This window comes from Salinibacterium xinjiangense, from assembly GCF_014645015.1.
GTDB lineage: Bacteria > Actinomycetota > Actinomycetes > Actinomycetales > Microbacteriaceae > Rhodoglobus > Rhodoglobus xinjiangensis.
Genome location: NZ_BMLC01000001.1, coordinates 134,001 through 159,826, shown reverse-complemented (window position 1 = coordinate 159,826; position 25,826 = coordinate 134,001). Strand labels below are relative to the sequence as shown.

At 65.4% G+C, this 25,826-nt stretch carries 23 protein-coding genes; 20 read left to right on the top strand and 3 right to left on the bottom strand.

Features of this window, described 5'->3' with window-relative positions; all coding sequences use genetic code 11:
• Positions 1-34: 34 nt before the first annotated feature.
• The 5 genes from IEW81_RS00750 (at position 35) to IEW81_RS00730 (ending at position 5,533) form a co-directional block, all read left to right on the top strand.
• Positions 35-2,053 (top strand): primosomal protein N' family DNA-binding protein, encoded by a 2,019-nt coding sequence (locus IEW81_RS00750; RefSeq protein WP_229671180.1) that lies wholly within the window; start codon positions 35-37, stop codon positions 2,051-2,053.
• A gap of 79 nt (positions 2,054-2,132) precedes the next feature.
• Complete coding sequence (gene fmt, locus IEW81_RS00745) at positions 2,133-3,071, top strand: methionyl-tRNA formyltransferase (RefSeq protein WP_097061989.1); 939 nt, start codon at positions 2,133-2,135, stop codon at positions 3,069-3,071.
• Entirely contained in the window at positions 3,068-4,447 is a 1,380-nt protein-coding gene (locus IEW81_RS00740; protein ID WP_097061990.1) for an RsmB/NOP family class I SAM-dependent RNA methyltransferase, read from the top strand. Before fmt ends, IEW81_RS00740 begins: the two co-directional genes overlap by 4 nt.
• 9 nt (positions 4,448-4,456) lie before the next feature.
• Entirely contained in the window at positions 4,457-5,116 is a 660-nt protein-coding gene (gene rpe / locus IEW81_RS00735) for a ribulose-phosphate 3-epimerase (protein ID WP_097061846.1), read from the top strand.
• Positions 5,117-5,158: 42 nt separating this feature from the next.
• The gene (locus tag IEW81_RS00730; RefSeq protein ID WP_097061847.1) at positions 5,159-5,533 is read left to right on the top strand and encodes an FKBP-type peptidyl-prolyl cis-trans isomerase; all 375 of its coding nucleotides are present in this window, start codon (positions 5,159-5,161) and stop codon (positions 5,531-5,533) included.
• Positions 5,534-5,591: 58 nt separating this feature from the next.
• Here the strand turns inward: IEW81_RS00730 and IEW81_RS00725 are convergent, their stop codons facing one another.
• The 3 genes from IEW81_RS00725 to mobA are packed head-to-tail and all read right to left on the bottom strand — an operon-like array spanning position 5,592 to position 7,655.
• Complete coding sequence (locus IEW81_RS00725; RefSeq protein ID WP_097061848.1) at positions 5,592-6,770, bottom strand: molybdopterin molybdotransferase MoeA; 1,179 nt, start codon at positions 6,768-6,770, stop codon at positions 5,592-5,594.
• Entirely contained in the window at positions 6,767-7,051 is a 285-nt protein-coding gene (locus IEW81_RS00720; protein WP_097061849.1) for a DUF6457 domain-containing protein, read from the bottom strand. Before IEW81_RS00720 ends, IEW81_RS00725 begins: the two co-directional genes overlap by 4 nt.
• Positions 7,044-7,655 carry a molybdenum cofactor guanylyltransferase gene (gene mobA, locus IEW81_RS00715; protein WP_097061850.1) on the bottom strand — a complete coding sequence of 204 codons (612 nt, stop codon included), beginning with the start codon at positions 7,653-7,655 and terminating at the stop codon, positions 7,044-7,046. Before mobA ends, IEW81_RS00720 begins: the two co-directional genes overlap by 8 nt.
• Positions 7,656-7,741: 86 nt before the next feature.
• Here mobA and fdhD point away from each other — a divergent pair, with 86 nt between their 5' ends.
• The 15 genes from fdhD to IEW81_RS00640 all read left to right on the top strand — a co-directional run bounded on the left by fdhD (position 7,742) and on the right by IEW81_RS00640 (position 25,807).
• On the top strand, positions 7,742-8,617 hold the full coding sequence (gene fdhD, locus IEW81_RS00710) for a formate dehydrogenase accessory sulfurtransferase FdhD (protein WP_097061851.1): 876 nt from the start codon (positions 7,742-7,744) through the stop codon (positions 8,615-8,617).
• Positions 8,614-10,914 (top strand): FdhF/YdeP family oxidoreductase, encoded by a 2,301-nt coding sequence (locus IEW81_RS00705; protein WP_097061852.1) that lies wholly within the window; start codon positions 8,614-8,616, stop codon positions 10,912-10,914. Before fdhD ends, IEW81_RS00705 begins: the two co-directional genes overlap by 4 nt.
• Positions 10,915-10,939: 25 nt before the next feature.
• Positions 10,940-11,203 carry a phosphoribosyl-ATP diphosphatase gene (locus IEW81_RS00700; RefSeq protein WP_097061853.1) on the top strand — a complete coding sequence of 88 codons (264 nt, stop codon included), beginning with the start codon at positions 10,940-10,942 and terminating at the stop codon, positions 11,201-11,203.
• A gap of 143 nt (positions 11,204-11,346) precedes the next feature.
• Complete coding sequence (gene hisG, locus IEW81_RS00695) at positions 11,347-12,186, top strand: ATP phosphoribosyltransferase (RefSeq protein ID WP_097061854.1); 840 nt, start codon at positions 11,347-11,349, stop codon at positions 12,184-12,186.
• Positions 12,187-12,205: 19 nt separating this feature from the next.
• A complete protein-coding gene (hisF, locus tag IEW81_RS00690; protein WP_097061855.1) occupies positions 12,206-12,958 on the top strand; it encodes an imidazole glycerol phosphate synthase subunit HisF in 753 nt (250 codons plus the stop codon).
• Complete coding sequence (hisI, locus tag IEW81_RS00685) at positions 12,955-13,329, top strand: phosphoribosyl-AMP cyclohydrolase (RefSeq protein WP_097061856.1); 375 nt, start codon at positions 12,955-12,957, stop codon at positions 13,327-13,329. The genes hisF and hisI overlap by 4 nt, the downstream gene beginning before the upstream one ends.
• Complete coding sequence (locus tag IEW81_RS00680) at positions 13,322-14,845, top strand: anthranilate synthase component I (RefSeq protein ID WP_097061857.1); 1,524 nt, start codon at positions 13,322-13,324, stop codon at positions 14,843-14,845. Before hisI ends, IEW81_RS00680 begins: the two co-directional genes overlap by 8 nt.
• Positions 14,842-15,420 carry a Trp biosynthesis-associated membrane protein gene (locus IEW81_RS00675; protein ID WP_097061858.1) on the top strand — a complete coding sequence of 193 codons (579 nt, stop codon included), beginning with the start codon at positions 14,842-14,844 and terminating at the stop codon, positions 15,418-15,420. Before IEW81_RS00680 ends, IEW81_RS00675 begins: the two co-directional genes overlap by 4 nt.
• A 71-nt stretch (positions 15,421-15,491) precedes the next feature.
• Complete coding sequence (locus tag IEW81_RS00670; protein WP_097061991.1) at positions 15,492-15,722, top strand: DUF6704 family protein; 231 nt, start codon at positions 15,492-15,494, stop codon at positions 15,720-15,722.
• Complete coding sequence (trpC, locus tag IEW81_RS00665) at positions 15,722-16,495, top strand: indole-3-glycerol phosphate synthase TrpC (protein WP_097061859.1); 774 nt, start codon at positions 15,722-15,724, stop codon at positions 16,493-16,495. Before IEW81_RS00670 ends, trpC begins: the two co-directional genes overlap by 1 nt.
• On the top strand, positions 16,492-17,748 hold the full coding sequence (gene trpB, locus IEW81_RS00660; protein ID WP_097061860.1) for a tryptophan synthase subunit beta: 1,257 nt from the start codon (positions 16,492-16,494) through the stop codon (positions 17,746-17,748). Before trpC ends, trpB begins: the two co-directional genes overlap by 4 nt.
• The gene (gene trpA, locus IEW81_RS00655) at positions 17,745-18,527 is read left to right on the top strand and encodes a tryptophan synthase subunit alpha (protein ID WP_097061861.1); all 783 of its coding nucleotides are present in this window, start codon (positions 17,745-17,747) and stop codon (positions 18,525-18,527) included. The genes trpB and trpA overlap by 4 nt, the downstream gene beginning before the upstream one ends.
• Positions 18,528-18,598: 71 nt before the next feature.
• A complete protein-coding gene (gene lgt, locus IEW81_RS00650) occupies positions 18,599-19,696 on the top strand; it encodes a prolipoprotein diacylglyceryl transferase (RefSeq protein ID WP_229671179.1) in 1,098 nt (365 codons plus the stop codon).
• Between the two features lie 86 nt (positions 19,697-19,782).
• Positions 19,783-24,357 (top strand): glutamate synthase large subunit, encoded by a 4,575-nt coding sequence (gene gltB / locus IEW81_RS00645; RefSeq protein ID WP_097061863.1) that lies wholly within the window; start codon positions 19,783-19,785, stop codon positions 24,355-24,357.
• Positions 24,350-25,807, top strand: coding sequence for a glutamate synthase subunit beta (locus IEW81_RS00640; protein ID WP_097061864.1), 1,458 nt, complete (start codon positions 24,350-24,352; stop codon positions 25,805-25,807). Before gltB ends, IEW81_RS00640 begins: the two co-directional genes overlap by 8 nt.
• Positions 25,808-25,826: the final 19 nt, after the last annotated feature.

Genomic DNA, 25,826 nt, shown 5'->3' with positions numbered 1-25,826 from the left:
CAGTGCGATCAGACTGTAGTGCGGTTGTGCTGCAGTGATTGAGGCGCCAGGCAGCACGCCAGCCAGCGGGCCGGTGCGATCCGTCGCGAAGGTGTTGATCGATTCATCCGTGCCGCAGCTTGACCGGCTCTTCGACTACGGCATTCCGGACCAGTGGGTGGATGCGGCAGTTCCGGGAGTGCGGGTGCGGGTTCCGTTGCGGTCTGCAGGCCGGGTCGCCGACGGCATCATCGTCGAGATCGCATCGCGCGGCGAGTACGTGGGAACGCTCAGTGAACTGGATTCGGTGGTCTCGCCGATCCGGGTTCTCGCACCGGAGGTATGGGCGCTCGCCCGAAGGGCCGCCGATCGCGCGGCAGGCTCAGCCACCGACATCGTCCGGCTCGCCGTGCCGAAACGGCAGGTGCGCGTGGAGGCAGCCTTGCTCGCGGCCGAGCAGGCTCCGGCAGTAGTCACCAGCCCTCCCGCCCCCATCGAGTCATACGGGGTCGGGGTGTTGGAGTCGGCTATCGCGGGCAACGAGCGGCTCGCGGTCGACGCCGTCCCGCTGGTGCGCGAGGTGCATCCCGCCGATGCTGAATCCACCTGGGTTGGGGGTTGGGCGGTCACGATGGCCGCGGCCGCCGCAGCAACGATCGCCGGCCGGAGAAGTGCCATCCTCGCGGTCCCTGATTATCGCGACCAGGAGCAATTGCATTCGGCACTGCTCGATGTGCTGCCGGGCTCGCAGGTTGTGAGACTCGACGCGCGGCAATCGAACCCCGATCGGTATCGCGCGTTCCTGCGGTGCCTCGGAGATGAGCCGATTGTCATCATCGGAAACCGCTCGGTGGTCTACGCCCCGGCGCGTACGCTCGGGCTCATCGCGCTCTGGGACGATGGCGATCCGCTTCACAGCGAACCGCTGAGCCCCTACGTCCACGCCAGGGATGCCGCACTGGTGCGCCAGGAACAGCAGTCGTGCGCGCTCATGTTCTTCGGTCACTCTCGCAGCACCGAGGTCGAGAGGCTCGTAGAGATCGGATGGCTGAGGTCGGTCTCGCCCCGGCCGCTGCAGCTGCCCAAGGTCATCCCCACGGCCCAGCAATCCTCGGAGGACCGGCTGGCGGCCCAGGCTCGGATTCCGTCGACCGCGTGGAAGATCGCACGCACAGCCCTGGAGACCGGCCCTGTGCTGGTGCAGGTCGCACGACCCGGCTACGCGCCTCGGCTCACCTGCGCAGACTGCCAGCAGACTGCCCGGTGCATGCGTTGCGAGGGTCCGTTACTGCAGAAGACTGCCCGATCCGTGCCGGCCTGCGCGTGGTGTGGGGCGCTGGCCGCGGCCTGGAAGTGCCAGCACTGCGAGGGTGAGAAGCTCAGGTTCGTCGGTGTCGGCACGATCCGCACTGCGGAGGATCTCGGCCGGGCCTTTCCGGGAATCCGCATCATCGTCGCCGACGGTGAACACCAGGTGCAGGCAGTGGGATCGGGCCCAGCGCTCGTGATCGCGACGCGCGGCGCCGAACCGATCGCGGCGGGCGGCTACCGCGCGGTATTGCTGCTCGACGGCGAGCGCATGGTTGCACGAGAGAGCCTGAGAGTCGGCGAAGACTGCCTGCGCTGGTGGTCGAACGCGGTGGCACTGGCGGCCGGGGGAGCGCCATCGGTGCTCGTCGGGGTGGGGGGCGCACTGGCGTCCACTCTCGTCACGTGGCGCCATGCCGACTACGCGCGCTCCGAGCTTGCCGACCGGCGCAGCCTGCGCTTCCCGCCCGCGATCAGGGTCGCCACTGTCACGGGCTCCGTGGAGGCTGTGGAAGCGGCTGTCGCGGCATCCGGTGTCTCGGGAATCGACGTGCTCGGCCCCGTCGATCTCGAACCCCCGCTTGTGCGTACCATCCTCCGGTTCGACTACGCGAATGGGACGGATGTCGCGGCCGCCCTGCGTTCGGAGTTGATCCGTTCGGCGACCTCCCGCCGCAAGCGCGCGGGCTCTCGCCAGGGTTACGCTCCCGCCACGCCCAACCTCCGCATCAGGCTGGACGACGTTGAGCCGTTCCTCGACTCCTGAGCCGTGGCGACGCCCGCTCGCGATTCGCGAGAGAATTGCGGGGATGTCATCTTCACTGTCAGACTCCCCGTCACCCTCCCTGCGGCTTGTCTTCGCCGGCAGTCCGGCCGCGGCCGTTCCGAGCCTGTCGCTCCTGGCCGCCTCACACCACCACGTCGTCTCCGTCGTCACCCGCGCAGATTCTCCGCAGGGTCGTCGCGGTGTGCTGACCGCGACTCCGGTTGCGGTCGAGGCCGAGAAGCTGGGTATTCCCGTCATCAGGTCGAACCGTCTTGCGGGCTCGGCAACAGAACTGGTGCAGCAGCTCCAGCCTGATCTCGGTGTCATCGTCGCGTACGGCGGGCTCGTCAGGGAGCCATTGCTGTCAGCACCACGACTCGGCTGGATCAACCTGCACTTCTCCCTGCTACCGCGGTGGCGGGGGGCGGCTCCCGTGCAGCGCGCGATCATGGCTGGCGACGACGTCACGGGCGCCACGGTGTTCCAGCTCGTTCCCGAGCTCGATGCCGGCGACATATACGGCAGGATGACCGCCACCATCGGCGCGAACCAGACCGCCGGGCACCTCCTCGAGTCGCTCTCCGGTACTGGCGCTGAGCTGTTGCTGGGGGTCGTAGACGCCCTTGCCGACGGTTCGGCTCGTGGCGAGGTGCAGCGTGGCGATGTCACCCTTGCCCCCAAGCTCGCTCTCGCTGACGGTGACATCGACTGGACCCAGCCCGCTTCTGCCGTGGATGCCGTCATCAGGGGTGTCACACCCGAGCCCGGTGCTTTCACGACGATCGACGGGGTGCGGCTCAAGCTGCTCGACGTTGCTATCGCGAGGGATGCGGCTCGACAGGAACCGGGCGTGATCGACCTGGTCGGTTCCATTGTGCTCGTCGGCACAGCGACAGATCCCCTCCAGCTCGTGACCGTTCATCCCGCAGGCCGGAAGGCGATGGATGCCGCATCGTGGTGGAGAGGTCGCGACGGCGCGCCCGCTCTCGCCCTCACATCAACGGAGGCATCATCGTGAGCCAGCCCCAGCCCGCCCGCCGCATCGCGCTCGACGTGATCATGGCTGTGCGTGACTCTGACGCCTACGCCAACCTGCTGCTTCCCGTGCGGCTGGGCCGCGCGAAGCTGTCTGAAGCGGATGCCGGGCTCGCCACCGAACTTACCTACGGCACCCTGCGCATGCAGGGCTACTACGACCGCGTCATCGCGATGGCCGCCAACCGGAGCACGGACAAGATAGACCCCGCCGTGCTCGATGTGTTGCGACTCGCCTGCCACCAGTTGCTGTCGATGCGGGTGGCACAGCACGCCGCCGTCGATGAGTCGGTCGAGCTTGCCAAGACCGTCGGCTCCAACTCCGCGGTCGGGTTCGTCAACGGGGTACTGCGCACCATCACCCGTACCGACACCGACACCTGGCGCGAGAGGGTGATGGCCGAGGCGGGATCGGGTGAGGAAGCGCTCGCGTTCGAGTATTCGCATCCTCTCTGGGTCACGCGTGCGTTCAGGCAGGTGCTGGTCGCCGAGGGTCGCGAGGCCGAGCTGGAGAGCGCCCTGGCGGCCGATAATGTCGCGCCACGGGTCTCGATCGCTGCCCTGCCCCACGAATCGACGGTGGACGAGCTGGATGCCTATCCCGCGGCCTTCTCGCCGGTGGGAGTGATTCTCGACCACGGTGACCCGCTGAACCTCGCGGCAATACGCGAGGGGCGGGCGCGGGTGCAGGACGAAGGATCCCAGCTCGCCGCGCTCTCGCTCAGCAGGGCACGGCCGATCCGCGCGGGCGAGCAGTGGCTCGACCTGTGTGCGGGGCCGGGCGGGAAAGCCGCGCTGCTCGCGGCCGAGGCTCGCGCCGGTGGCGCCATCCTGACAGCCAACGAGCTCGTGCCGGCCCGCGCTGAGCTGGTGCGGAAGGCTCTCGCGGTGTTCCCATCTCCGCCTGAGGTGTGGGAGCTCGACGGCACCGAGGTGGGCGCGCTGTACCCGGCATCGTTCGACCGCATCCTGGTGGATGCCCCGTGCACAGGTCTCGGGGCGCTCCGTCGCCGCCCCGAAGCCCGCTGGCGCAAGCAGCCGAGCGATGTCGCAGGGCTCGGCAACCTGCAGGCGAAGCTGCTGGCGTCGGCCATCGCCGCGCTGAAGCCAGGCGGACTGCTCGCCTACGTGACGTGTTCGCCGCATGCGGCCGAGACGAAGGCGATCGTGACCTCGGTGCTGCGCAGGGCGGTCGACATCGAGCGCATGGATACGCCCGCGGTGCTGCAGTCGATCGTCAAGGAGCCGCTCGACCTGCCTGACGCCACCCACGTGCAGTTGTGGCCGCACCGGCACGGTACCGACGGCATGTTCATCCAGCTGTTGTCGAAGGCGCAGGTCGAGTGGGTCACTGGCTAGGCTCTCACCATGGTTCGCATCAACCCCAGCATTCTCGCCGCAGACTTCGCCAACCTCGAGCGCGATGTCGCGAGCATCTCCAACGCCGACCTGATTCACGTCGATGTGATGGACAACCATTTCGTGCCGAACCTGACCTTCGGGCTGCAGATGGTTGGGCGGCTGCAGGAGGTCTCGGCGCGCCCGCTCGACGTTCACCTCATGATCGACGATCCCGATCGCTGGGCGCCGGGCTATGCCGAGACCGGTGCGTTCTCGGTGACCTTCCACGCGGAGGCAGCACAGGATGCCGTCGCCCTCGCGAGGAAGTTGCGTCACATCGGAGCCCGCGCTGGCATCGCGCTGAAGCCCGGCACGCGGGTCGAGCCTTACCTCGACCTGCTCCCCGAATTCGACCAGGTGCTCGTCATGACGGTCGAACCCGGATTCGGCGGCCAGAGTTTCATGGAGTCCGTGATGCCGAAGCTCGGGCTCCTGCGTGACGCCGTGGGTAAGGCCGGGCTGGATGTGTGGCTGCAGGTCGACGGCGGGATCGACGAAGAGACCATCTCGATTGCAGCGCACGCCGGCGCAGACACGTTTGTCGCGGGTTCGGCGGTCTTCAGGTCGGATGACCCGGCCGCCCGCATCGACCTGTTACGTTCGCTCGCGGCGCAGCACTCCCACTAGCGGACGGGCGCGGCGGCATCCGGCATCTGCTTAGCTAGTCACATGACAGATTCACCGAGAACCAAGCCAGAAGTCGAGTTCTATGAGGGCCCCGAGCCCAGCGACCTTGTGATCATCGACATCGAGGAGGGCACCGGCGCCGAGGCGCAGGCCGGATCGACCGTCGATGTGCACTACCTGGGCGTCGACTTCGAGAGCGGCGAGGAGTTCGACTCCAGCTGGAGCCGCGGCCAGTCGATCAACTTCCCCCTCGCCTCACTCATCAAGGGCTGGCAGGAGGGTATCCCCGGCATGAAGGTCGGCGGACGCCGGCAGCTCATTGCGCCACCGCACCTTGCTTACGGGCCGGCTGGCGGCGGACACCGGCTTTCGGGCCGCACGCTCACATTCGTGATCGACCTGCTCGGCGTGAAGTAGTTCGATCGTCAACGCGAGAGTCGCTGGCACCTGCTCCAGTGACTCTCGCGTTTCTTCGCTAACGCAACCACGGAAGCGGCAGCGCGTCGAGCTCGCTACCGGCAGCAGCGCCCTCTGGCGGCACAACCAGCACCCCGTCGGCCGAGGCGAGTCCTCGCATCATCGCCGAACCGGTCCATGGCGTCGGTGACGCGAGTTTTTCGCCCAGGGAGTACGGCAGAAGCCTGGTTGCCGTCGGGCTGCCTGCGACGTCGGTCGCCAGCCGAATGCGGTGCGTGGATATCTCGGACCTGCCCGAGAGCGCGGCAAGCACCGGCCCTCCGGCAGTGAACAGCCCCATCAGTGCTGCCAGGGGGTTGCCCGGAAGGCAGAGCACCAACTGGCCACCCGGCAGTTGCGCGAGCATCGTCGGAGCGCCTGGTCGCATGGCCAGCGCTGGGATCACGATGGTGGCCCCCAATCGCGCGAGGGACGACCGGAGGTGATCGGCGCTGGAATGTCCGGTGCCCCCGGTGGTGACCACGAGGCGCGCCACGGCGGCGGCCGTCGTGAGGGCTGCGACCGTGGCATCCTCATCGTCGCCGACACGTGTCGTCGAGTGGACGGAGCCGCCCAGCATGGCGATCACTGATGGCAGCTGCGGGCCGAAACTATCCCGTACCGACCCCGCTGACGGCAGACCCGCTGCGGTCACCTCATCCCCGGTCGTGAGGATCGCGACAGTGGGTCGCGGATGCACCGTGAGCTCGTCCAGACCGCAGGCGGCCGCGAGCGCGACGTGTGCCGGGTTGACGATGCAGCCCGCTGTGACCACGATCTCGCCGCGGGTCGCTTCGGTTGCGGGTAGGCGCACATGTTGGCCGGGGCGCGGTTCGTCGCTCGTGGCGCGCTCGTTGGGGCGCAGTTCACGGCCGTCCACAGCTCCGTGCTCACTTCTCAGCACACCTCGGATTCCGATGGGGAGCTGCTGGCCCGTGACGACCGGCCACGCTGAACCCGGTGTGAGGCTGTCGGGGGATCCGAGCATCCACGGCTCCTCGCCGACGACAGCCCAACCATCCATCGCCGACGACGCGAAATGCGGGATCGACTGTTGTGCCACGACGTCGCCCGCCAGCATGAGGCCGATGGATTCGGCGAGGTTCACGACGGCTATCTCGGGTCCGGATGCTGCTGCGGCAGCGAGTCGCCGAGCCTCATGCCATTCGATGCCGGGTCCGCCCTTTCCGCTGCTCATTCGCGCGGGTTCGAGCCGCGCTCGGCCGCAAGGCGGCGCACGGTCTCGACCGCATCCGCGAGTGCGGTCGTGGAGTCATTCCCGGCCCGACCCGCGACGTAGCCGAGGAGGTAGGTCGTGAGTGGCGCGGCCGGGCGCAGCACCGTGTGTGCGGCTGTGCCGGCGATCGCCAGGATCTCGTCGATGTCGATCGGTGCTTCGGCGGCCCCGAGTTGCCCCGCGAGTTCGTCGGCCCATTCGGCCAGAACGCGGCGGGTCTCTGCTTCGTCATGCTCAGTCATGGTTCACTCCGGTTTCGTGACGGATCTGTTCGTGAGGGATCTGCGGGAACGCGATGTCGAGTAACGCGGCATCCGCCCAGGTGTCGATATCGATAGACGATCCCGTAGGAATCGGGACGTCGCTGGTGCTGAGTCCTGAGATGAGTGTTCGCACCGACATGCCCCCGACCGAGCGAGCCCTCGCCTTGAGCAGCGCGCCCCGGCGGTAACAGGCGAGCAGGTACTGCCGCCGTCCGGAATCATCCACCGCGAGCACGCCGTCACCGGCGGCGTTGGCCAGCAACACCGGCACCGCTCTGGCCGCGAACGGCATGTCGCAGGCGAGCACCACGATCCACTCGGCGGGGCGCCCGGTGGCCGCCTCCAGCCCGGCTGCAATTGCGGCAGCGGGGCCGTCGAAGGCAGGGGTCTCGCGCGTGACGACGGTGGTGGGGGAGAGTTCTGCCCCGCCGGGTTCACCCACGAGCACGATCTGCCGGGCATCCTGGACCGCGTCGAGGGTGCGCTGCAGCAGTGTTGCGCCCTCGAAGACGAGCTCGGATTTGGGATGCCCGCCCAGCCTGCTTGACCTGCCGCCGGAGAGAATCAGGGCATCGAAAAGCATGCTTCCACTCTAGGAGTTTTCTGGTGATGCGGTCGGAATGCGGGGATTCGGTCACGACCAGGTGCGGACAGTGCTAGGCATAGACCATGGGTAGAATCACCGCACGCCGCAGGGTAACGAGGATCACAGTCGGCCGGGAGCCGGTGATGCGCGACGATGTTCTTGCCGTCGAGGAGCCGCTCGAGATCAGGGTGGCGGGCACCGCGCTCAGCATCACGATGCGCACACCTGGGCACGACTTCGACCTCGCAGCGGGCTTCCTGGTGTCGGAAGGGGTGATCTCGCGTGGTGACCAGCTCGGAGCCATCCGCTACTGCGCAGGAGCGACGGTGGACGGGCAGAACACCTACAACATCCTCGATGTGAGCCTCTCGCCGGGCGTTCCGAAACCGGATCCCAGTCTCGAGCGCAACTTCTATATGACGAGTTCGTGCGGGCTGTGCGGCAAGGCGAGCATCGATGCCGTTCGAACACTGTCCGCCTATCCGGTCGCCCACGACCATCTGTCCATCAGTCCCGAGTTCCTTGTCGCGCTGCCGGAGCGACTCCGCGCTGGCCAGGACGTGTTCGAGAAGACCGGAGGGCTCCACGCCGCTGCGCTCTTCGACGGAGTCACCGGTGAGCTGCTGGTTTTGCGCGAAGACGTGGGCAGGCACAACGCGGTCGATAAGGTCATCGGCTGGGCCGTGAAAGAAGACCGTCTGCCGCTGCGCAGTACGGTGCTGATGGTCTCGGGCCGGGCGAGTTTCGAGCTGACCCAGAAGGCGTCGATGGCGGGTATCCCGATGATGGCCGCCGTGTCTGCCCCATCGTCGCTCGCCATTGAACTCGCCTCAGAGCTCGGGATGACCGTGGTCGGCTTCCTGCGGGGCGACTCCATGGTCGTGTACTCGGGCGAGGAACGAATTGCAGCAGCAGCATCCAGTGAAGCACCAAGCAGAGAGAACGTGGCAGCACGATGAGCATTCGCGAAACCGGCGAGACCGGCGCCTACCCAGACCTGGAGATTGGCCATCGGGAGACCTGGGCTGTCGGCATCCCCGCCATCCTGAATTCCATGGGCCCAGCCCTCAGGGACATGGGGCCACTGCGCACGGCCCAGTTGATGACATCCATGAACCAGAAGGGCGGGTTCGACTGCATGAGTTGCGCCTGGCCGGATCCAGATCATCGCACCCCGGCCGAGTTCTGCGAGAACGGCGCGAAGGCCGTCACCTGGGAAGCGACCCCGGTCACGGTGCCCAGGAGCTTCTTCGCTCAAAACTCCATCGACGACATGCTCGGCATCTCAGAATACGAGCTTGGGCTGCTCGGCCGACTGACCGAGCCGATGTACCGGGCGAAGGGCGCCACGCACTACGTGCCCGTCAGCTGGACCGACGCGATCTCGATCGTCGCCGACAAGCTAAACAGCCTTGCGTCGCCGGATGAAGCCACCTTTTACACCAGCGGGCGCACAGCCAACGAGACGGCCTTCGCCTACCAGCTCTTCGTGCGGGCGTTCGGCACCAACAACCTGCCCGACTGCTCCAACATGTGTCACGAGTCAACGAGTCTTGCCTTGAACGAGGTCATCGGCGTCGGCAAATCGACCATCGCCTACGAAGACTTCGGCAAAAGCGACCTCATCATCGTGATGGGGCAGAATCCGGGCACGAATCATCCCAGGATGCTGACGGCACTGGAGCAGGCGAAGCGCAACGGCGCCACGATCATCGGGGTGAATCCGCTGCCGGAGGCCGGGCTCATCCGATATAAGAATCCGCAGAAGGTGCGCGGAATCATCGGGCAGGGTACCGCGCTGGCCGACCAGTACCTGCAGATCCGCTCTGGCGGAGACATGGCGCTGTTGCAGGCGACGTCGAAGCGGGTTCTCGATGCGGAGGCCGCGGCGCCTGGCACTGTGCTCGATCACACGTTCTTGGCCGACCACAGCGTGGGGCTCGACGAATTCAGGGCGCACATCGCGAATCTGGACGAGGCTGCCGTCCTGGCGGCCACTGGGCTCAGCACCGACGAACTGGACGAGTTCGCGACCCGCTATCTCGCAGCCGACCGCGTCATCATCACGTGGGCGATGGGTCTCACACAGCAGAAGAAATCTGTGGAAACGCTCAAGGAGCTCATCAACCTGCTGCTGTTGAGGGGCAACATCGGCAAGCCCGGGGCCGGGGCATCCCCCATCCGCGGGCACAGCAATGTGCAGGGTGACCGCACGATGGGCATCTGGGAGCAGATGAGCGAGGAGTTCATCGACGCCCTCGGTCGAGAATTCTCGTTCGAGCCCCCGCGCGAACACGGAGCCGACTCGGTGGCGACAGTCGAAGGGCTGCGCGACGGTGCCATCAAAGTGTTCTTCGCCCTTGGCGGCAATTTCGTCAGCGCCATCTCTGATACCACGGTGGCCGAGGCGGCCATGCGCGGCGCCGAGATGACGGTGCAGGTGTCGACGAAGCTTAACCGCTCCCACGCCGTGATCGGCGACGAGGCGCTGATCCTGCCGACTCTCGGTCGCACCGAGATCGACCTGCAGGCGACCGGTCCGCAGTTCCTCTCGGTCGAAGACAGCGTCTGCGCGGTGCACGCGACGCACGGTCGGGTGGCTCCGGTGGCTCCAGGCATCCTGTCGGAGGTCGCGATCGTGGCCAGGCTTGCACAGGCCACGATCGGAGACAGGTACGGCATCGACTGGGTGGGATTCGAACGGGATTACGATCTCATCCGCGATCACATCTCGAGAGTGGTTCCCGGTTTCGAGTCGTTCAACGAGGATGTTCGCCGCAAGGGCGGCTTTATACTCCCGAACGGTCCCCGGGACGAGCGACGGTTCGACACAGCTGCTGGCAAGGCCATAATCACGGTCAACGAGCTGGAGCACCTTGAGCGGCCCGCCGGCAGGCTGATCCTGCAGTCCATGCGATCGCACGACCAGTTCAACACCACGATCTACAGTCTCAACGACCGCTATCGCGGGGTGAAAAACGGTCGCGATGTCATCTTCGTGAATCCGGATGACCTCACTGAGCTCGGGCTCAGCGACGGGCAGCGCGTCGACATCATCAGCGAGTGGCCGGGGGAGCCCGATCGCGAGTTGCTCAACTATCGCGTGGTGTCCTACCCGACGGCGAGAGGATGCGCGGCGGCATATTATCCCGAAGCCAATGTGCTGGTTCCCCTTGCGAGTGCGGCTGACGAGAGCATGACGCCTGTCTCGAAGGCGATCATCGTGAGGTTGGAACCTGTGGCCGTCAGGGTGTAGCGCCCGCCGCTAGTACCCTTGAACGGTGAAGACTTTCGATCAACTGTTCGCTGAGCTGAGTGAGAAGGCCGTGTCGCGCCCCGAAGGCTCCGGCACGGTCGCCGAACTCGACGCTGGCGTGCACGCCATCGGCAAGAAGATCGTCGAGGAGGCTGCCGAGGTATGGATGGCTGCCGAGTACCAGAGTGACGTCGAGACGGCCGAAGAGATATCGCAACTGCTCTATCACCTGCAGGTACTGATGGTCGCGAAGGGCATCACCCCGGCGGATGTCTGGCGACATCTGTGAACAACTGACGCCTGTCGGCATCGGTGAACAACTGACGCCTGTCGGCATCGGTAAATCACTGGCGCGCAAGGCATCGGTGAACCACTGATGCCTATCGGCATCGGTGAAGTCGCCCCCACATCCACATCGATCGAAAGACCACCATGCTGAGAATTGCTATCCCGAATAAGGGATCGCTTAGTGAGACCGCCGCCGACATGCTCGCCGAAGCCGGATACACGGGTCGCCGCGACCCGAGGGCACTGAGTGTGCGCGACGAGCGCAATGACGTCGAGTTTTTCTACCTGCGGCCCCGCGACATCGCAACCTACGTCGGCTCTGGCGCGCTCGATGTCGGAATCACGGGCCGCGACCTGCTGCTTGATTCCCGCAGCCCGGCGCGCGAGATCACCACGCTCGACTTCGGCGCATCCACCTTCAGGTTCGCCGGGGCACCCGGCCGTTTCTCCGAGCTGGCGGGTCTCGATGGCATGCGGGTGGCGACGAGCTACCCGGCTCTTGTCGGTGACTTCCTGGCTCGCCAGGGCGTGCAGGTCACCATCGTGTCGCTGGATGGTGCCGTCGAATCCGCAGTCAAGCTCGGTGTAGCGGATGCTGTCGCCGATGTGGTCTCGACCGGCTCGACGCTGAGGGCCCAGGGCCTTGAGATCTTCGGGCCGGTCATCCTCGATTCGACGGCCGTGCTCATCAGCGCACACGATCAGCTTCCCGGGATCACGACGCTGCAGCGCCGGTTGCAGGGTGTGCTCGTCGCGAGGCAGTACGTTCTCATGGACTATGACGTCAGGCTCGAGCACCTGGAGCAGGCTACCGCCGTGACTCCGGGGCTCGAGAGCCCGACGATCTCGCCGATGCAGGATCCCGAGTGGGTGGCGGTGCGAGCGATGGTTCCCCGCGTCGACACCAACCAGGTGATGGATGCGCTCTACGAGGTCGGAGCGCGCGCCATCCTCGTGAGCTCGATCCACGCCGCACGCATATGACGATCGCAGTGGTGGCGCCGTGACCATCGCCGTAAGGGTCATCGCCTGCCTCGACGTCTCTGCCGGGCGGGTCGTCAAGGGTGTCAACTTCCTCGATCTGCGGGATGCCGGTGACCCCGTCGAGCTCGCTCGCAAGTACTACGAGCAGGGGGCAGACGAGATCACGTTCCTCGATGTGACAGCTACCGTCGACGAGCGCGCCACCATGTACGACGTGGTGCGTGCCACGGCCGAGCAGGTTTTCATCCCCTTGACGGTCGGCGGGGGAGTCCGCACGGCCGACGATGTCGCCCGGCTGCAGGCCCACGGTGCAGACAAGATCGGCGTGAACAGCGCCGCGATCGCCCGCCCCGAGCTGTTGAGCGAGATCGCTGACCGATTCGGCGCGCAGGCCCTCGTGCTTTCCCTCGACGTGAAGCGCAGTGGTGGACGGTTCGTCGTCACCACCCACGGCGGTCGCACCGAGACCGACCTCGACGCTCTCGAGTGGGCGCGCGAAGCAATCGAGCGCGGCGCGGGTGAGCTGCTCGTGAACTCGATCGACGCCGACGGCACTAAACGCGGATTCGACCTCGAATTGATCACCGCGATGCGCGAGATCAGCAGCGTCCCCGTCATCGCGAGCGGTGGTGCTGGCGCACTCGGCCACTTCGCGCCCGCGATCGCTGCCGGGGCTGACGCTGTGCTCGCGGCATCCGTGTTCCACAATGGAGAATTGACAGTGGGCGAGATCAAGCACGCCCTTCACGAGTCCGGGATGATAGTGCGATGAGCGAATTGACGGCAGAGACGGTCGGCACCGTGATCGAGCGTGCGAAGTTCGATCGCGACGGCCTGCTGCCCGCAATCATCCAGCAGTGGGACAGTAAAGAGGTGCTCATGCTCGGCTACATGAACGTCGAGGCCCTGCGTCGCACACTGACCGAAGGCCGGGTGACGTTTTGGAGCCGCAGCCGCAGCGAATTCTGGCGCAAGGGAGACACGAGCGGTAACGCACAATACGTGCGAGGAGCCGCTCTCGACTGTGACGCAGACAGCCTTCTCGTGACCGTCGACCAGCACGGCCCAGCCTGCCACACCGGCGCTCATGCCTGCTTCGACGTCGACCCGCTCGAACCTGCAGTAGGAGCCCCCGATGCATAACTCCACGACGGCTGACGATTTCACGCTGAGGCTGGAGGCGGGCCACCGCGTCGTCCCCGTCATCCGCGAGATCTTCGCCGACGGTGAGACGCCGGTGGGCGTGTATCGCAAGCTGGCCGAGGGCAAGCCCGGTACGTTCCTGCTCGAATCCGCCGAGCAGGGAGGCATCTGGTCGAGATTCTCCTTCGTTGGTGTCTCGAGTTTCGGCGTGCTGACTCAGGATGGCGATTCGGCGACGTGGCTCGACTACGGCCTGCCTGTCGAGCGCGCGCTCGGCGCCGCGCACCCCACCGAGCCGCTCGCAGCGCTCGGGCACCTCTATGAACGCTGGAACACCCCGAAGGTCGACGGGCACCCACCGCTGACCGGCGGACTGGTCGGATTCATCGGCTGGGAGGCCGTGCGCCAGCTCGAACACCTGCCGAACATCCCTCCGGCCGAGTTCTCGGTTCCGGGCCAGGCGCTGAGCTTCGTCTCAGAACTCGTGGTGCTCGACCATCGCTTCGGCACGGTCATGCTCATCGCCGCCGCTCTCAACGATGGCACCGTGGAGCGCGACGTGCTGTGGGGTGATGCGCAACATCGACTCGACGCGATGCAGGATGCCATCTCGCAGCCGACCAGCGCGTGGCTTGCCGATGTCGACCTGTCGATCGTGCCGGAACCGACTCCGCGCACCGATCCGGCTGACTACCTTGCGGCAATCGAAAGGTCGAAGACGTTCATCAGGGACGGCGACGTCTTCCAGGTGGTCATCTCGCAGCGGTTCGATCTCGAGGTGACGGCTGAGCCCATCGACGTGTACCGGGTCCTTCGTACGCTCAACCCGTCTCCGTACATGTATCTGCTCACCCTGGTCGGAACCGACGGCGAACCGTACTCGATCGTGGGGGCGAGTCCGGAAGCTCTCGTCAAGGTGTCGGGCGACCGGGTCTACATGCATCCGATTGCAGGATCCCGGCCGCGCGGAGACACCCCCGAGCGCGACAGCGAACTCGCCGACGAGCTGCTCGCCGACCGCAAGGAGCAGGCCGAACATCTCATGCTCGTCGACCTGGCCAGGAACGACCTCCAGAAGGTGTGCACCCCGGGCACCGTCGAGGTCACCGAGTTCATGCAGGTCGAGCGTTTCAGTCACATCATGCATCTCGTATCGTCGGTCGAAGGCGACCTGACCGGTGACGCGAATTCGATCGATGTGTTCCGGGCGACCTTCCCGGCAGGAACGCTCTCCGGTGCGCCGAAGCCGAGGGCGCTCGAGATCATCGACGAGCTGGAGCCCGCCCAGCGCGGGGTCTACGGGGGAGTCGTCGGCTACTTCGACTTCGCCGGAGATGCGGATCTCGCCATCGCCATCCGCACCGCGACTCTCGTAGGAGGTGTCGCACACGTCCAGGCTGGCGCAGGGCTGGTTGCTGACTCAGACCCTGCCGCGGAAGACCAGGAGGCGCACAATAAAGCAGCCGCCCCGCTTCGGGCCGTCGCCGTGGCCAATGCCATGCGGCGCATCCCGTGACCTCCGCCCGAGCCAAACTGCTGCTCGTCGTTGCCGGCGCGGCGTTGGGGGGCCTGCTCCTGCTCAGCTGGACGCAGTCCTGGTTCTCCCTCGTTCTCGAGGGCGGGCAACCGCTCGATGTTCCGGGCCAGGCTGCTGCTCCAGGGCTGTCGGCACTCGGGCTGGCGTGTCTCGCACTTGCCGGAGCGCTGGCGATTGCAGGCAAAGTGCTCAGGATCGTGTTGGGCGCCGTCGAATCACTCATCGGTGTCGTCGTCCTGGTCACCGCTATCTCTGCGATCGCGGCGCCGGTCGATGCATCTGCTCCCACAATCACCGCGGCAACCGCCGTCAGCGGCCCTGAATCGATCGCCGCGATCGTTACAACGGTCTCCACTGCAGCATGGCCCTGGCTGGCAGTACTGGCAGGGCTGCTCATCGTTGTGGTGGGGGTCGCCGTGGTCGTGTTGTCGCCGCGCTGGGCCGGTCCGACCCGCAAATACGAGGCCGCCGAGGTCGTTGCGGCTGACGACACGACAACCCCGCTCGGTGCCTGGGACACCCTGAGTGGCGGCTCGGATCCCACGACCCGCTGACCGGGTCCGCGACCGCGAAGACCCGGGCATCCGGCTAGAATTAGGGATGTACCCCAAGGAAATGGAGCATGATGAGCATCGAGTCTGAGCCTGGCCACGGAAACTCCCCGGCGGCCTGGACGGCCGTCATGATAATGCTCCTAGCTTTCGCGATCGGAACTCTCGCCTTCTGGCTCAACATCTCATGGCTCGTGTTCGCGTCAGTCGGGCTTCTGATCGTCGGTGCGCTCACCGGCGTCGTCCTTGCACGACTCGGCTATGGGGTCGGCGGGGATAAACTCACTCCGACCACCCACGCATAGTGCTCGCCGATCTGGTTGCAGGAGCTCTCGCCGACGCTGCGGTCCGCCGCTCGTTACGCAGCCTTGCCGACCTGGAAGCCGAAGCTACCAACCGCGCACCCGCGCTCGACGTACTCGGGGCTCTTGCTCCCCGAGACACCGTGCATATCATCGCCGAGATCAAGCGTGCCAGCCCGTCTCGCGGTGCTCTTGCCGAGATTGCGGATCCGGCATCGCTGGCTGAGGCGTACCATCTCGGCGGAGCGAGCGCGATCAGCGTTCTCACCGAGGGCCGCAAGTTCGGGGGATCACTCGAAGACCTCGAAGCGGTTCGTGCTGCCACGTCCCTTCCCGTGTTGCGCAAAGATTTCATCGCCGAGCCGTACCAGGTGCTGGAGGCTCGTGCCGCTGGAGCCGACCTCGTGCTGTTGATCGTGGCAGCGCTCGACCAGCCGACATTGTCGAGCCTGATCCGGCTCATCAACGAGCTGGGGATGACGCCGCTCGTGGAAGCCCACTCTGCGGACGAGGTCGATCGAGCCCTCGATCTTGGTGCAGACATCGTGGGCGTGAATGCGCGCGACCTGAGCACTTTCGAGCTCGACCAGAACCTCTTCGGTTCCCTCGCAGACATGATCCCGAGCGGCGTGATCCGGGTCGCCGAATCGGCTGTGAAGCATCCTGCGGATGTCGCCCACTACCGCAGGGCTGGCGCCGACGTCGTGCTCGTCGGGGAAGCCCTCGTCACCCACGGTGACCCCGTCCAGACCCTTAGGGAGTTTTTGGCATCATGAACCTGCGCGATGAACTAGGCCCGTATTTCGGAGAATTCGGCGGACGATTCGTTCCCGAATCACTCATTGGGGCACTCGATGAACTAGATGCCGCATACACGGCCGCGAAATCGGATCCGTCGTTCGCGGCCGAGCTCACCGAACTGCACAAGACGTACAGCGGTCGACCGTCGATCATCACGGAGGTGCCGAGGTTCGCTGAGCATGCTGGCGGCGCTCGCATCATCCTGAAGCGTGAAGATCTCAACCACACTGGTTCGCACAAGATCAACAATGTGCTCGGCCAGGCCCTGCTCACCAAGCGCATCGGCAAGACGCGAGTGATCGCCGAGACCGGTGCGGGCCAGCACGGCGTCGCGACCGCCACGGCTGCGGCCCTGTTCGGGCTTGAGTGCGTGGTCTACATGGGCGAGGTCGACACCGAGCGCCAGGCCCTCAACGTGGCCCGGATGCGGTTACTGGGCGCCGAGGTCATCCCCGTGACCAGCGGCTCACGCACGCTGAAAGACGCCATCAACGAGGCCTACCGCGAGTGGGTCACGAGCGTCGAGACGACCAACTACATCTTCGGCACGGTGGCCGGGCCGCATCCGTTCCCCACCATGGTCAGGGACTTCCAGAAGATCATCGGCGAAGAGGCGCGGCGCCAGGTGCTCGAACTGACCGGACGGCTTCCCGACGCCGTGACGGCCTGTGTCGGCGGCGGCAGTAACGCGATGGGCATCTTCCACGCTTTCCTCGACGACCCGGATGTCGCGCTCTACGGTTATGAGGCGGCGGGCGACGGCCACCTCACCGAGCGCCACGCTGCGACGATCTCTCGCGGTCGACCCGGCGTGCTGCACGGGGCGCACAGCTACATGCTGCAAGATGCGGACGGCCAGACCGTGGAGTCCCATTCAATCTCGGCCGGACTCGACTACCCCGGCATCGGCCCGGAGCACTCGTGGCTACACGATATCGGCAGGGCTACCTACCTTCCGGTGACCGACGACGAGGCCATGCAGGCGCTGCGGCTCCTCAGCAGGACCGAGGGCATCATCCCGGCGATCGAGTCAGCGCACGCCCTGGCGGGCACCCTGGAACTGGGCAAGCAGCTTGGACCGGACTCCGTCATCCTCGTGAACCTCAGCGGTCGAGGGGATAAAGACATGGAAACCGCGGCGAAGTACTTCGACATCCTCGACACCGCAGCGCTCGTCGCCGAAGACGCGGAGTCCCTCGAATCGGCATCTCCGGCGGTCGAACGGTGAGCACTGTCGAATCGACGATCGCTGCTCGCAAGGCCGCAGGATCCGGCGCCCTCATCGGTTACCTCCCCGCGGGTTTTCCGAACCTGCAGTCGAGCATCGACGCTGCGGTCGCGCTCGTCGAGAACGGCGTCGACATCATCGAGCTCGGTATCCCGTATACCGATCCGGTGATGGATGGCCTGGTCATCCAGGAGGCGACGCAGCGGGCTCTCGAGAACGGCTTCAAACTGGAGCACGCTTTTGAGGCCGTGTCGGCGATTACGGCGCGGGTCTCTGCGCCGGTTCTGGTCATGACGTACTTCAACCCCGTGCTGCAGTACGGCATCGAACGATTCGCCGATGATCTCGTCGCGGCGGGTGGCGCCGGGCTGATCACGCCAGACCTCACGGCCGACAATGCCCGGTCATGGCTCACGGCAGCGGAACGCACCGATCTCGATCACGTGTTTCTTGCGGCGCCCTCGTCCTCTGACGCGAGGCTCAGGCTTGCGGTGGAGAAAAGTCGCGGATTCGTCTATGCCGTATCCACCATGGGCATCACTGGTGCGAGGGCGGATGTCGACAGCGCCGCGCGTAGTCTCGTCTCGCGCCTTCGCGACGCGGGGTCCACGAACGCTTGTGTTGGCGTCGGAATATCATCTTCCGACCAGGTGCGTGAAGTGCTCGGATATGCCGACGGCGCCATCGTCGGGTCAGTGCTGGTCAAGGCACTCGCAGACGGAGGAGTGCCGGCGGTCGCGCGAACCGCTGCGGCGCTGGCAACAGGTACGATTGCGTAGCTCGGGAAGGCTCCAGTAGCGCTCGTTTGCTCCAGCTCCACAGTCAGTCCCATCTCAGAAAGGCGACCGGTATGCCACTTATGCCGCTCAGTATTCCCAGCCCGCCAGAAGAGTGGCAGATCCCGATCAAGATCCCGATCGGTTGGCTGCACGGCCTGATTCCGGCTATCGGTGAGAACCAGGTCATCGCCATCCACACGTACGCCTTGTGCATCCTCGTCGGCATCATCGCCGCAACCCTGCTGGTCAACAGCAGGCTCACCAGGCGCGGCGTCGAGTCCGGAGTCGTTCTCGATGTGATCATCTGGGCCGTCCCCCTCGGTCTCGTCGGGGCGCGCGCCTACCACGTGCTGACCCATCCGGCCGATTATTTCTATGACGGCGCCGACCCCTGGGAAGTAGTTCGCATCTGGAACGGCGGGAACGCCCTCTTCGGCTCGCTGATCGGTGGTGCTGTCGGAGCATGGATCGGATGCCGGTTTGCCGGAATACGTCTCTGGACTTTCGCCGACGCCCTCGCCCCTGCGATGTTGCTCGCGCAGGCTCTCGGTCGCCTCGGCAATTATTTCAATCACGAGTTGTTCGGCCAGCCCACTGGCCTGCCCTGGGGTCTCGAGGTCGAGTCGACGAACGCGGCATTCCCCGTTGGACTTGCTGACGGCACCCTCTTCCATCCCACTTTCCTGTACGAGATGATCTGGAACGTCGTCGGCATCGTGTTCCTGCTGACGATGGAACGCCGATTCAGTCTCGTGGCCAGGCCTGTCGGTGGCCTGACGCTTCCCGTTCCGGTCGGTGATCCCATCGCCCGACTGCAGTGGGGCAAGGTCTGGGCGCTCTACATGATCTGGTACGGCATCGGTCGCGCCTGGTTTGAGTCGATCCGGGTCGATCCCAGCGAAGTCTTCTTCGGTATCCGAACAAATGTGTGGGGCGCGATCATCGCCGTCGCCCTCGGAATCGCGTTGTTCCTGTATCAGTCGCGTCGTCATCCCGGCGTCGAGCCGAGCCCATACGTGCCGGGTCACGAGGGCAGCGGAGCAGGTGCTGTAGACTCTTCGGAGACCTATTCAGACACTGACGAACCCGGCGATGAAGCCCTCGCAGAGTCTGGGACGGTCGCGTCCGGTTCGCTCGCCACAAGCGGCACTGGTACAACTCGCCCCTAACATCCCAGGGCGTTTATCTTCGGGCCGCCGACGTCCCCCACCGCAAGTTCAAGTTGTGCTCAGGCACACTCGTGAGGACGGTTGCCATGGCGCTCACGCCAGCTTTCGAGCGTTTCAGTTCAGTACCACGCGCCAGGGGTCTCTATGACCCCCGGCGTGAACGCGATGCCTGCGGGCTCGCGATGGTCGCGACCCTGCGCGGTACCGCGGGTCACGACATCATCGACACGGCTCTCAGCGCGCTTCGAAACCTCGAGCACCGAGGCGCCGTGGGTTCTGATGCAGGTACCGGCGACGGCGCTGGAATCGTCACCCAGATTCCTGACGAGTTCCTTCGGGCCGTGGCCGGATTCGAGCTTCCTGAGGTCGGCCGCTACATCGTGGGCATGGCATTCCTGCCCACCGACGATGACGAGCGAGAGTCGATCAAATCCGGTATCGGCGCACTGGCAGAAGAAGAGAACCTGCGCGTTCTGGGCTGGCGTGACGTTCCTGTCGAGCCTGACAACCTGGGCAACCTCGCTCGGGGCGCGATGCCGTCGTTCGAGCAGGTATTCCTGCAGTCAACGCGCACAGACGATGCCGGGCCTGTCGGCGGCATGGATCTTGAACGCCAGGCCTTCCGGCTGCGCAAGCGTGCCGAGCACGAGTTGCACGCGTACTTCCCTTCGCTGTCGTCGCGCACCCTTGTTTATAAGGGGATGGTGACGACGCTCCAGCTGGAGCCGTTTTACCCCGACCTCTCCGACGAGCGGTTCACGTCGAAGCTTGCCCTGGTGCACTCGCGGTACTCGACCAACACGTTCCCGTCATGGCCGCTCGCCCAGCCGTTCAGGATGATCGCCCATAACGGCGAGATCAACACCGTGCAGGGCAACCGCAACTGGATGCGCGCGCGCCAGTCGCAGCTCGAAAGTGATGTACTCGGCGATATCCGTTCGATCCTCCCGATCAACACGGATGGTGCCAGCGACTCTGCATCGTTCGACGAGGTGGTCGAGCTTCTGAACCTTGCTGGCCGGTCGCTTCCGCACGCGATGATGATGATGGTGCCTGAGGCATATGAGAACCAGGCTGATGTCGATCCGGATCGTCGCGCCTTCTACGAATACCACTCCATGCTCATGGAGCCGTGGGACGGTCCTGCCGCCCTAGTCTTCACCGACGGATCCCTCGTGGGAGCCACCCTCGACCGCAACGGCCTGCGTCCCGGCCGCTACCTCGTCACCGATGAGGGGCTCGTGGTGCTCGCGAGTGAGATCGGTGTGCTCGACATCGAGCCGAGTCGTGTGGTGCGTAAGGGTCGTCTTCGACCGGGCAAGATGTTCGTCGTCGACACCGAGCAGGGTCGCATCATCGAGGACGACGAGATCAAGGCCGAGCTCGCTGCCGCAGAGCCGTGGGCCGAATGGCTCGAAGCGGGCCGGATCGCGTTGAAGGATCTGCCACAGCGTGAGCACATCGTCCACACGCCGGCGTCGGTGATCCGGCGCCAGCGCACCTTCGGATACACCGAAGAAGAACTGCGCATGCTCATCACCCCGATGGCGCAGAACGCGGCCGAGCCGCTGGGCGCCATGGGCTCAGACACCCCGATCGCTGTGTTGTCGAATCGACCGCGGTTGCTGTTCGACTACTTCACGCAGCAGTTCGCTCAGGTGACGAACCCGCCGCTCGACTCGATTCGCGAAGAGGTCGTGACCTCGATGAAGTCGGGCCTGGGTCCCGAGCTCAACCTGCTAACCGCAACACCGGAGCACGCGAGGCAGATCTCGCTCGACTTCCCGGTGATCGACAACGACGAGTTGGCCAAGATCCAGCACTTCGAGACCTCGAGCGGTCGGCGGCCGACAGTGACACTTCGCGCGCTGTACCGCGTCGACAGGGGCGAGAAGGCGATGGAGAAGCGGCTCGCCGAGCTGTGTTCCGAAGTGGATGAGGCCATCCACAGCGGAGCCCAGTTCATCGTGATCTCCGACCGCGACTCGAACAAAGACCTCGCGCCGATCCCATCGCTGTTGTCACTTGCGGCAGTGCACCATCACCTCATTCGTGAAGAGAACCGCATGAAGGTGGGGCTTATCGCGGAGGCCGGCGATGTGCGTGAGGTGCACCATGTCGCTCTCCTCATCGGCTACGGAGCATCGGCGATCAACCCCTACCTGGCCATGGAGACTGCCGAAGAACTCGTACGCAGCGGCATGATCCAGGGGCTTACCGGCGAGAAAGCGGTCGGCAACCTGATCAAGGGTCTCGGCAAGGGTGTGCTGAAGATCATGTCGAAGATGGGGATTTCCGTCGTCGGCTCCTACGCCGGCGCACAGGCTTTCGAAGCGGTGGGTCTCGGCCAGTCGTTCGTCGACCAGTACTTCACCGGAACCTCCACGCTGTTGGGTGGCGTGGGCATCGATGTGATCGCTGCGGAGAGCGCAGCCCGACACCTTTCGGCCTACCCCGAGGACGGCGTCACCAGCCCACACGAGCGACTCATCACAGGCGGGGAGTACCAGTGGCGTCGCGAGGGGCCGCCGCATCTGTTCAACCCCGAGACCGTGTTCCGGCTCCAGCACGCTACGCGGTCCCGCCGGTACGACATCTTCCGCGAATACACGAAGCTGGTCGACGACCAGGCCGCGAACCTGATGACGCTGCGCGGTCTCTTCTCGATCAAAGAGGGTGTCCGGCCGGTGGTGCCGCTCGATGAGGTTGAGCCTGTTGCGTCGATCGTCAAACGCTTCAGCACCGGGGCGATGAGCTACGGATCGATCAGCCAGGAAGCGCACGAGACGATGGCGATCGCCATGAACCAGCTCGGCGGCAGGTCTAACACCGGTGAGGGCGGCGAGGATGTCGAGCGGCTGCTCGACCCGAAACGTCGCAGTGCGATCAAGCAGGTTGCCTCTGGTCGGTTCGGCGTCACGAGCATGTACCTCACGCACGCGACCGACATCCAGATCAAGATGGCCCAGGGAGCAAAGCCGGGTGAGGGTGGTCAACTGCCTGCCAATAAGGTGTACCCGTGGATCGCGCGTACGCGCCACGGCACTGCCGGAGTCGGCCTCATCTCGCCGCCCCCGCACCACGACATCTACTCGATCGAAGACCTCAAGCAGCTAATCTTCGACCTCAAGCGCGCCAACCCCGCCGCTCGAGTGCACGTCAAGCTCGTGAGCCAGTCCGGTATCGGCGCGGTAGCTGCCGGCGTCACCAAGGCTCTCGCTGACGTCGTGCTGGTATCGGGTCACGATGGTGGCACGGGCGCAAGCCCGCTCAACTCCCTCAAGCATGCGGGAACACCGTGGGAGCTCGGGCTTGCCGAGACGCAGCAGACGCTGATGCTCAACGGTATGCGTGACCGCGTGGTCGTGCAGGTCGACGGCCAGATGAAGACCGGTCGCGACGTCATCATCGGTGCGCTTCTCGGTGCCGAGGAATATGGATTCGCCACAGCGCCGCTCGTGGTGTCGGGCTGCATCCTGATGCGCGTCTGTCACCTCGACACGTGTCCCGTCGGCGTGGCCAGCCAGAATCCCGAACTTCGCGCTCGCTTCACGGGCAAGCCGGAGTTCATTGTCAACTTCTTCGAATTCCTGGCGCAGGAGGTACGCGAGTACCTGTCGATGCTGGGATTCCGCAGTCTTGATGAGGCCATCGGCCGTAGCGAACTGCTGGATGCCGCTCGCGCCGTCGAGCACTGGAAGGCCGACGGGCTCGACCTGAGCCCGGTCTTCGCCGGATCGGACTTTGGCGAGGACGAGCCGCGGATCAACCGGGTCAGTCAGGATCACGAGCTCGAGAAGCACTTCGATCGTCAACTGATCAGACTGAGTGCCGATGCGCTCGATCACGGCACCCCCGTGGTCATCGAGTTGCCCATCCGCAACACCGAGCGAGCCGTGGGAACGATGCTGGGTCATGAGGTGACGGTGCGCCATGGCGAGAACGGCCTGCCCAACGGCACCATCGAGGTGCGCCTCACCGGCACCGCTGGCCAGTCTCTCGGGGCGTTCATGCCCGCGGGTATCCTGCTCCGGCTTGAGGGCGACAGCAACGACTACGTGGGCAAGGGGCTGTGCGGAGGGCAGATCGTCATCCGACCGAGCGCGTCGAGCACTTTCCCCGCAGAACAGAATGTCATCGCGGGCAACGTGATCGGCTACGGCGCCACCCAGGGCAGCATGTTCCTGCGTGGCATCGTGGGCGAGCGCTTCCTGGTCCGCAACTCGGGCGCGACCGCTGTCGTTGAGGGTGTGGGTGACCACGCCCTGGAATACATGACCGGCGGACTCGCCGTCATCCTGGGCGAGACCGGGCGCAACCTCGGTGCCGGAATGTCCGGAGGAACGGCGTACATCTACGACCTGGCGACCGAGCGTGTGAATGCCGATTCGCTGCGTACCGGTGAGCTGATCCTCGCGGCACTCGGCAGTGCCGATGTCGAGATCCTGGGTGACCTGCTCCAGCGGCACGTCGACGAGACGGGCTCAGTGGTTGCTGCCGCAATGCTGGCGAACATGGATGAGGCAGTCCTGCGTTTCACCAAGGTGCTGCCGCGCGACTACGCCGCGGTGCTGCAGACCCGCCAGGCCGCAATCGACGAGGGGCTCGACCCCGACGGCGACGTGACCTGGGCTCGAATCATGGAGGTTACCGGTGGCTGATCCCAAGGGATTCCTCAAGGTACAGGAGCGGGAAACCGCCAAACGTCGACCAGTGGCCCTGCGCCTCATGGACTGGAAAGAGGTCTATGAACAGCAGGATGCCTCGGAGCTCAAGCGGCAGGCTGGGCGCTGCATGGATTGCGGCATCCCGTTCTGTCATCAGGGGTGCCCGCTCGGCAACCTGATCCCCGAATGGAACGACCTCACCTGGCGGGGCGAGGGCGCGCAGGCGATCGAACGCCTCCATGCCACGAACAATTTCCCGGAGTTCACGGGGAGATTGTGTCCCGCTCCCTGCGAAAGCTCCTGCGTGCTGGGTATCAACCAGCCGGCGGTCACCATCAAACAGGTCGAGGCGTCCATCATCGACCAGGCGTTCGCGAACGGTCTCGTCACCCCGCGTCCACCGGAACGACTCACGGGTAAGACCGTCGCTATCGTCGGCTCCGGTCCGGCCGGTCTCGCTGCCGCGCAGCAGCTGACCAGGGCCGGTCACACCGTCGCGGTGTACGAGCGGGACGACCGCATCGGCGGACTGCTGCGGTATGGCATCCCTGATTTCAAGATGGAGAAGAAGCACATCGAGCTTCGGATCTCCCAGATGCAGGCCGAGGGAACCCGATTCCGCGCGGGCGTCGAAATCGGTGTCGACATCAGCTGGAGCGACCTCAAGTCCAGGTACGACGCTGTCATCGTCGCGACCGGTGCAACAGTTCCGCGTGATCTCCCGGTCCCCGGACGGGACCTCATGGGTGTGCATTTCGCCATGGAATATCTCGTGCAGGCGAATAGGGCCGGCGCCGGTGACACCGTCGCAGAACAGATCACGGCAGAGGGAAAGCATGTCGTGGTGCTCGGAGGAGGAGACACCGGATCGGACTGCATCGGAACGTCGCACCGCCAGCAGGCACTCTCCGTGACCAACCTCGCCATCGGCCTCCAGCCTCCCGCGGAACGGCCCGAACACCAGCCATGGCCGATGGCACCGGCTCTGTTCGAGGTGTCCAGCGCCCACGAGGAGGGCGGCGAACGTGTCTATCTCGCCTCGACCGTGGAGTTCCTGTCGAACGACGCCGGCGAAGTGCGGGCGATCCGGATTGCCGAGACCGAGTACATCGACGGGCGACGCGTGCCCAAGTCGGGCACCGAACGCGAGATCCCGGCAGACCTCGTGCTTCTGGCACTCGGCTTCACGGGTCCGGAATCTGGTTCCATCGACGCCCAGTTGCCCGTGCCGTTCGACGCCAGGGGCAACATCGAGCGTGACGGAATGTACGAGACCAGCGAAGCAGGCGTGTTCGTTGCAGGCGACGCTGGCCGCGGCCAGTCACTCATCGTCTGGGCGATCGCCGAGGGCCGCGCGGCGGCATCCGCTGTCGATCAATATCTTGAAGGTGACACACTGTTGCCGTTCCCGGTCAAACCGACCGATCACGCACTCGCAATCTGACCACCACCACCACCACCAC